4 protein-coding genes are annotated in these 8560 nt (G+C 39.5%); all 4 read left to right on the top strand.

Translation table 11 applies throughout. The features are described from left to right. The coding region (locus HMPREF1865_RS02475; protein WP_060919060.1) for a nicotinate-nucleotide--dimethylbenzimidazole phosphoribosyltransferase at positions 1 to 825 on the top strand (825 nt) is incomplete at its 5' end. Positions 826 to 834: 9 nt separating this feature from the next. Then, positions 835 to 2148, top strand: a complete 1314-nt coding sequence (locus tag HMPREF1865_RS02470) for a DUF389 domain-containing protein (RefSeq protein ID WP_060919059.1) — start codon at positions 835 to 837, stop codon at positions 2146 to 2148. Between the two features lie 367 nt (positions 2149 to 2515). Further along, positions 2516 to 3349 (top strand): MetQ/NlpA family ABC transporter substrate-binding protein, encoded by an 834-nt coding sequence (locus HMPREF1865_RS02465; protein WP_060919058.1) that lies wholly within the window; start codon positions 2516 to 2518, stop codon positions 3347 to 3349. A 514-nt stretch (positions 3350 to 3863) separates the two neighbouring features. Further along, positions 3864 to 8120 (top strand): acyl-CoA dehydratase activase-related protein, encoded by a 4257-nt coding sequence (locus HMPREF1865_RS02460; protein WP_060919057.1) that lies wholly within the window; start codon positions 3864 to 3866, stop codon positions 8118 to 8120. Positions 8121 to 8560 lie beyond the last annotated feature (440 nt).

Below are 8560 nucleotides of genomic sequence, written 5' to 3'. Positions count from 1 at the left end.
GAGGTGACCCAAAAGCAGTCTCGCAATATGTTACTTGGTCGTTCAGCAGCAACACAGTTTTGCAACTTTAATAATATTCCTTATGAGGTTGTCGATGTAGGTATTGCCTCAGATGATGGTATTGGTGTGGATCGCAAAGTAGCGAAGGGTACAAAGAATATTTTGAATCATCCTGCCATGGCTGAGGATGAATTTAATAGCGCCTTTCAAGCTGGATATAAACGGGTTCAACATTATGTAGAACAAGGAATCAATCTGTTCTCCTTTGGTGAAATGGGTTTAGGGAATACAACAACCTCTGCGTGTGTGTTGTCTGCATTAATTGGAGCTGATCCGACGGAAACCGTAGGACCTGGTTCTTGGCCAGACAAACCAGAGCTGATGAAGCGTAAAATTGATTTTGTTAGGTCTGTTTTAGAGCATCATAAGAACAATATAGTTTCTGAACATGAGCCTGACCGAGTTCGTAAAATCGTAGCTCATGTAGGAGGCTTTGATATTGCGGCTATTCTTGGGGCGATGCTAGCTTGTGTAGATTATGAAAAGCCTTTTATCATCGATGGCTTTATTACAGCTGTCGCAGCTGCTTGTGCAATGCACATAAACGCTCGTGTTAAGGACTATGCATTGCCATCGCATCAGTCTAAAGAAAAAGGTATGGAACTCGCTTTAGCTGAGGTGGGGATCACTCAAGACATGGTTCCTATTCAAGCACAAATGTCGATGGGGGAAGGTACGGGAGCCATTTTGATGGTGCAGATGCTAAAAACAACACAGCATATGTTTGTAAATGTCGGCACCTTTGCAGATTTGATGAAGTTATAAGGAGGACGAATGGAAATAAATAAATACTTTGATATACATTTTGAGCGAGCCGATGATGCAACCATTGCTAAAAGGTTGATTGGTGGAGCTAAGATTAAGGGACCTGCTTTGGTTATTTTGATTCTCTCCATGTTTATTGCCTCTATTGGGTTGAATATGAATAGTACGGCAGTTATTATTGGTGCTATGCTTATATCGCCGTTGATGGGACCTATTCTAGCAACTGGTTTTGGCTTCGCTACGCTTAATTTTACAGTTGTGAAAAGTGCTATTTTAAGATTGTCTTTACAGATTACGATTGCTGTTTTGGCATCTACTTTATATTTTTATATTTCCCCCGTTCATACGGCTACATCTGAATTATTAGCGCGTACAGAACCGAGTATTTTTGATGTATTTATTGCTATATTTGGTGGGTTGGCTGGGATTATTGGGCAAACGCGTAAGACCTTAGATAATGTTATACCAGGGGTTGCGATTGCGACTGCACTTATGCCACCACTATGTACGGCAGGATATGGACTTGCCAATGGAAATTGGAACTATTTCTTTGGGGCTGGCTATCTATTCTTTATAAATGCATTTTTCATCTTCTTTGCATCATTTATTGTTTTAAAGGGTGTATATAGTTTGCCGTCCTGTAAGCAAACAGAAGCGATTAATCGTCGTAATCAGCTAATATTTCTTGTGATCGGTCTTATTATGGCTACACCAAGTATTTATGCAGGCTATGATATGACCATCAAGTATTCTGAGTCAAATCATATAGAGCAGTTTATTAAGATTGATATTAATCAAGATGGACGTCGACAAGTGATTGATTATTCCTTGGATCGGGTGAATAAGCTAGTAGATATAGTAGCTATAGGCGCTCCTGTGACTTCGGAGGAGCAATCCCAGTTGGATGATAAGTTACAGAAAGATGAGTATTTGCAGCCTTATACATTGCGATTTGTTAATAGCGTAGATGAGAATAAATCTACTATGGATAAGACGAACTTGAATAAATCTTCGGAAGATCTTGAAAAATATAAAAACTTGAGTAATCTGTACCAGCCGACTTATCAACTAGTAAGTGAAACTATAAACACTATGAAAACGACAGAAGCTGAAGCAAAGGCGTTATTCCCGTTTGTAAGCAAAGTGGAAGGCATGCCTTTGATAGATAATCTTGAACAGCCTAAAGCGAGTCATTATATAGTGATTATCCGTACCACGTCTAGTGTATCTGATGTAGACTCGAAACGAATAAAAGCTTGGTTGGAGGCTAAGTTATCAGCACCTGTAACTATTTCTATTGAGCAAACAACGTCAACTTTATAATTTGATCTTTTTGATTAGATTGTTTATTATATAGAGCGACATTTATAGCGGTACTAAGTTTGATTTTAGCTATTAGGTATATTACCTAGTAGTACGGGAAATCATCTTAGTACCGTTTTTATTTGCTTGGTATAGTTAAACGTTATTATTTTATCCTTGCTATAGATTTTAGTTATAAAGATTAATATATAAAATCTATTATACGAGTAGGATTTAAATTGCTATACTTACAACATCGAAATTATTAAATAATTAAATGTAGATACATGAATAAGAAAATATAAATTTATTACAATATCTACGTGTGTTGTATACGCGTGAGTCCTCGTCAATAGATGTAGGTGTTCATCGTAGATAGGAGGATTACATGAAAAAATGGTTAGCATTAGCAGCGACGGCCGTATTAGGCGCGTCCTTATTGATTAGTGGCTGTGGCTCTTCCACAAATGACGCAAGTTCCAGCAGTGCTGGTAGTTCTAAAGCAGAGGTGTTAAAAGTAGCAGCGAACCCTGTACCTCATGCTGAAATCTTAAATCAAATTAAGCCTCTTTTGGCTAAGGAAGGTGTAGATCTTCAAATTATTGAATTTACGGACTACATCCAACCAAACATGGCGTTGTCCAGTAAAGAAGTAGATGCAAACTTCTTTGCTAACGTGCCTTACCAAAATAACTTTAATAAAGATCATGGCACAAACTTCGTAAGCTTTGCTCCAGTTCACATCGAACCATTGGCTATTTACTCTCAAAAAATCAAAGATTTGAAAGACTTGCCTAATGGAGCAAAAGTAGCGATTCCATCTGACCCAACAAACAGTGCTCGTGCACTTCTCTTGTTACAAAGTGCAGGTCTTGTAACTTTGAAAGACCCAACTGGTTTGACTAACACACCATTTGATGTGACTAGCAACCCTAAAAACATCCAAATTACAGAGTTAGAGGCAGCTCAAATTCCTCGTTCCATTCAAGACTTAGACGCAGCTGTAATCAATGCTAACTATGCATTGCCAGCAGGTCTTAATCCTACAAAAGATGGTTTATTCGTAGAAAAAGCGGATTCTCCATATGCAAATCTTCTTTCCGTAAACCCTGGTGATGAAAATAAACCAGCTATTCAAAAATTAGCTAAAGCATTACAATCTCCAGAGGTTAAGAAGTTCATCGAAGAGCATTACAAAGGGGCTATTATTCCAGCGTTTTAATCAATGATCGTTAATAACATATATGTATTTAATACAATACTCTCTCATGACATAACTTTATAGATACGAATAAGATATACTGTCTTATGAACTAACCCCCAAATTGGAATCCATTTTGGGGGTTAGTTTTTATCTATTGCATATTGTCTAATGCAGTTAATATATTTGATTTGTCCTGTTATGTTGCAAAAGTTACGTTATTTTTCATTGTAAAATGGTATAATATTTTTTACATCCTATTATATATATGACTTTGTAATTTAAATCTTAACATATTTTCTATAACATTTTAGATATAGAAATAACTTAGATTTTAACTGCTGTTGTTGTATAATAAAGATAGGATATTTAAAAATTTAGATATTTTGGTGAAAGTATTATATCCTTATCTAATTTAATTTTTATTTTAGATGCTTAGTACAGTATATATGTTGTACATATTACATGTGAGACTTTCACAAAAATAAGTATGGTCACTTAGGTGGTCATACGGTCGTTAAAAAGAGAGGTATTTATGCAGCACATGCTACGCATGGGGATTGACGTGGGGTCTACAACGGTTAAAGTTGTATTATTGGACGAACACGATAATTATTTGTATAAAAAGTACATACGCCATTATGCAAACATATTGGACACAGTATATACCTTGCTACAAGAGGCTCAAGTTGGTCATGAAGACGCTCTTGTTCATGTATGTATTACTGGTTCTGGTGGGATGGCTATGGCCGAAAAGGTGCGCATCCCATTCGTACAAGAGGTGATTGCTGAAACGCGAGCTGTAAAAGCCCTCTATCCAGAGACAGACGTTATCATCGAACTTGGTGGTGAAGATGCGAAGGTTACGTATTTAGGTCAAACTGCGGAACACCGTATGAATGGTTCCTGTGCTGGTGGTACAGGTGCTTTTATCGACCAAATGGCAACCTTATTGCAGACAGATGCATCTGGTCTTGATCAATTAGCCATGAATGCTGATACGATTTATCCAATTGCGGCACGTTGTGGCGTATTTGCTAAAACGGACGTACAAGCTTTGTTAAATCAAGGCGCATCTCATGAAAATATTGCAAAATCCGTATTCCAAGCAATTGTAAACCAAACGATTGCTGGCCTTGCATGCGGACATAAAATCGAAGGTAATGTAGCATTCCTTGGCGGTCCATTGACATTCTTATCCGAGTTGCGCCAATGCTTCTGCGATACTTTAGAGTTGGATGAAGCGCATCGCATTATCCCTGAGAATGGTGAGTTGTTCATTGCTTTAGGGGCGGCATTGATGAAAGATGAGTGCCGTGAGATCACTGTTGGTCAATTGACAAAGGAAATCGGTGCACTTATCGGTATTCCTATGGAAGCTACAGACCGTGTCGATCCGCTATTTAAGAATGAACAAGAATTAGAAGAATTTCGTGCTCGTCACGCTAAGGCGGTAACGCCAAAAGCGAATATTGAGGATGCTCAAGGTCCTTGCTATCTTGGGATTGATGCTGGTTCTACTACGCTAAAGGTAGTACTCATTAATAGTAATAAGGAAATTATCTTCTCCCACTATGGTCCTAATCATGGTAAACCATTAGAAAAATCTCGTGAAATTATTGAGCAGATTTATACATTATTGCCTAAAGGTGCTTATATTGCACACTCTGGCGTAACCGGCTACGGTGAGGCCTTTCTTAAACGCGCCCTTGGCATTGATATAGGCGAAGTAGAAACGATGGCTCATTATCGTGCGGCTCGATTCTTCTGTCCTGATGTATCCTTTATTTTGGATATTGGCGGTCAAGATATGAAATGCTGTAAGGTTCGTGATGGGTATATCGAAGATATCGTGTTGAACGAAGCTTGCTCATCTGGTTGCGGCTCTTTCATTGATACATTTGCATCTGGTCTACGAATTCCAATCGATCAATTCGCAAAAGAAGGGTTATTGGCACCTATGCCAATCGACTTAGGCTCTCGTTGTACCGTATTTATGAACTCTAAGGTTAAGCAGGCTCAAAAAGAAGGTGCTACGGTACAAGATATCGCGGCAGGTCTTGCTTATTCTGTAATTAAAAATGCCCTTTATAAGGTTCTCAAGGTGAAAGACCCTAAAGAATTAGGTGATCATATCGTTGTACAAGGTGGTACGTTCTATAACGAATCTGTTTTGCGTGCCTTTGAGAAATTGATGGGCGTAGAGGTGATTCGCCCTGATGTATCTGGTTTGATGGGGGCATACGGTATGGCTCTTCTTGCCGCGGAAACGGCGGAAGAGTTGCAAAAAGGTGAAAGTACATTGCTAGATAGTGAAGGCCTTAATTCTTTACAAGTATCTACGACAATGCGCAATTGTGGCCTTTGCCCAAATAACTGCATGCTTACTATTAACGCCTTCTCCGATGGTCGTACGTACGTAACGGGCAACCGTTGTGATCGCGGTGCTGGCGATATGATCCAAGAGAAACGTAAACCAGTTCCTAACTTGGTAGATGTAAAATTACGTCGTTACTTTGATTACTACTTGAAGAAAAACATTCCAGAGTTTGAAGGTAAAATGCGTGTAGGGATTCCTCGCGTTCTCAACATGTATGAGGACTTCCCATTCTGGTTTACATTCTTCAATAGCTTGGGTTATGAAGTAATCCTTTCAGATTATACGACTAAGGATCAATACAATAAGGCTATCGATACGATTCCATCCGATACGGCTTGCTATCCAGCAAAGGCTGTTCATGGTCACATTCGCGACTTAGCGAATGCACAGGTAGACTTTATTTGGTACCCTTGTATTCAACATGGCCCTAAGGAATTTAGCCGCGACAATAATTACCATTGTCCAATGGTTATTTCTTATCCAGAACTTATCAAAAATAATATGCAAGAGGTATTGGGCGCTACTCCGTTCCACGCACCATTCTTGCCGCTAGCTGATAAAAAATCCCTTGTTCCGGCCCTTGTGAAAGCATTGGATTTCTTAGGCTTAAAGAAGAAGGATATTGCTAAGGCTGTAGACCTCGCTTGGGAAGAGCAGGAAAACTGTAAAGCGTCTTACCGTGAAACGACAAAGAAAACTGTGTCTCGCCTCGTGGCAGAACAAATTCCTACAATCGTATTGGCTGGCCGTCCATATCATTTGGACTCCGGTATTAACCACGGTATTCCTGAACTTATCACATCTCTTGGCATGGCTGTTCTTACAGAAGATGGCGTTGCACCATTAGGGAATGAAATCAAGCATTTACGCGTTGTAGACCAATGGTCCTACCATAGCCGTCTATATCGTGCCGCTGAATTCGTAAGTAGAACAGAAGGCTTCCAAATCGTTGAGCTTAACTCCTTTGGTTGTGGTCTCGATTCCATCGTAGCAGATCAGGTAAAAGATATACTTTCAGCAAACCATAAAATCCATACCTTGCTCAAAATCGATGAAGGTACAAACCTTGGCGCCGTGACAATTCGTTTGCGTTCCTTGCAATCCGTAATGGAACGTAGCTTGCGTCGTCATCATAATCCTGAGGCGCCGGAAGAAGTAGTGGTAGAGAAATTACCAACTTACGATTACAATCGAGTTGTCTTCACAGAAGAAATGCGTAAGACATATAAAATCTTGGTACCACAAATGTCACCATTGCATTTCAGCCTTTTAGAGCCTGTCCTTCAACATGAAGGTTACAATTTTGAAATGTTGCCAGCTCCAACACGTGACGATATTGAAGTGGGCTTGAAATATATCAATAATGATGCATGTTACCCAGCGATTATCGTTGTAGGGCAGCTCATGTCCGCACTGTTATCCGGCAAATATGATGTAGATAAGACGGCTGTTATCATCTCTCAAACTGGTGGTGGGTGTCGTGCTACAAACTACATCGGTTACTTACGTAAAGCATTAATTGATGCGGGTATGAAACAAGTACCAATCCTATCTCTCAATGCGAGTGATATGGAACGTCAACCAGGCTTTAAGTTGACAAAAGGCTTCTTGCATCGTATGATTCAAGCCGTTGTATACGGTGATGCGCTCATGCAATGTGTTCTTGCCACACGTCCATACGAGACAAATCCTGGTTCTACCGATGCACTATGTGATTATTGGATTAAAAAATTACGTGATAATATTACATCTGCCAGTCTTCGACAATATAATAAGTACATCAAAGAAATCATCCATGATTTTGATAACTTGCCAATTAATAAAGATGTACAAAAACCTCGTGTTGGTGTCGTAGGGGAAATTTACGTTAAATTCCATCCAAGTGCTAACAATCATATTAATGAGCTTATTGAAAAGGAAGGCGGCGAAGTCGTTACATCTGGCTTGCTAGATTTCTTCTTGTATTGTGCAATGGATAGCACATACCGTGCTAAGAACCTTGATGGTACATGGCTATCTGGCTTCTTCGGTACATTGGCTCGTGAAGCCCTTGAGCTCTACCGCTTACCATATGCAAAAGCCGTAGCAGCGTCAAAACACTTTGACCCGCTACAACGTATGACAGAAGTAGCAAAAGAAGCAGCTCAATTCATCGGACTTGGTAACCAATGTGGTGAAGGCTGGTTCCTCACAGGAGATATGATTGACCTTATCGAAAAAGGAGCTAAACAAATCGTATGCTTACAACCATTCGGCTGTTTACCAAACCACGTAACAGGTAAAGGCATGGTGAAAACACTATCCGCTGCATACCCAGACGTGCGAATTGCAGCTATCGACTACGATCCAGGCTCCAGTGCGGTAAACCAAGCAAACCGATTGAAATTACTACTATCGACAATGTTCGAGTAAGTAGTTAGTGTATTGCTAATTTTAGCCCAAATAATAGTTGTGTAACTCGATGGAGCTATTGTAAATAAGCGATAAGGCGCTTTCATTTTATAATGAGGCCCGGATATAACTGCATATCATTAGTATAGAAAAAATACAGCCCTCTCTTGGCTCAGTACGTCACTATGTTCCGTAAAATCGCTGCAGAGAGGGCTGTATTCTTTTCTATATACACCTGGATATGAAGACGTCCCATTATAAAATGTAAGTAATCCAATCTACTATATCTTTAATAGCTCCATCGAGTTTGTTATCTTATTAGTTACAAAAAATTAGTAATACACCTAACGGAGATGGGGGAGAGGGCTGTGTTTTTTTCTATATACAACCGTTATGAAGATGTCCCATTGAAAATATATAACTAGTACAGTGGATAGGGAGAGGAGATGTGCCTATGGCAT

The organism is Veillonella parvula (genome assembly GCF_001553335.1).
Taxonomy (GTDB): domain Bacteria; phylum Bacillota; class Negativicutes; order Veillonellales; family Veillonellaceae; genus Veillonella; species Veillonella parvula_S.
Note: the sequence above shows the minus strand (reverse complement) of the source record. Positions and strands in the feature narration are given on the sequence as shown.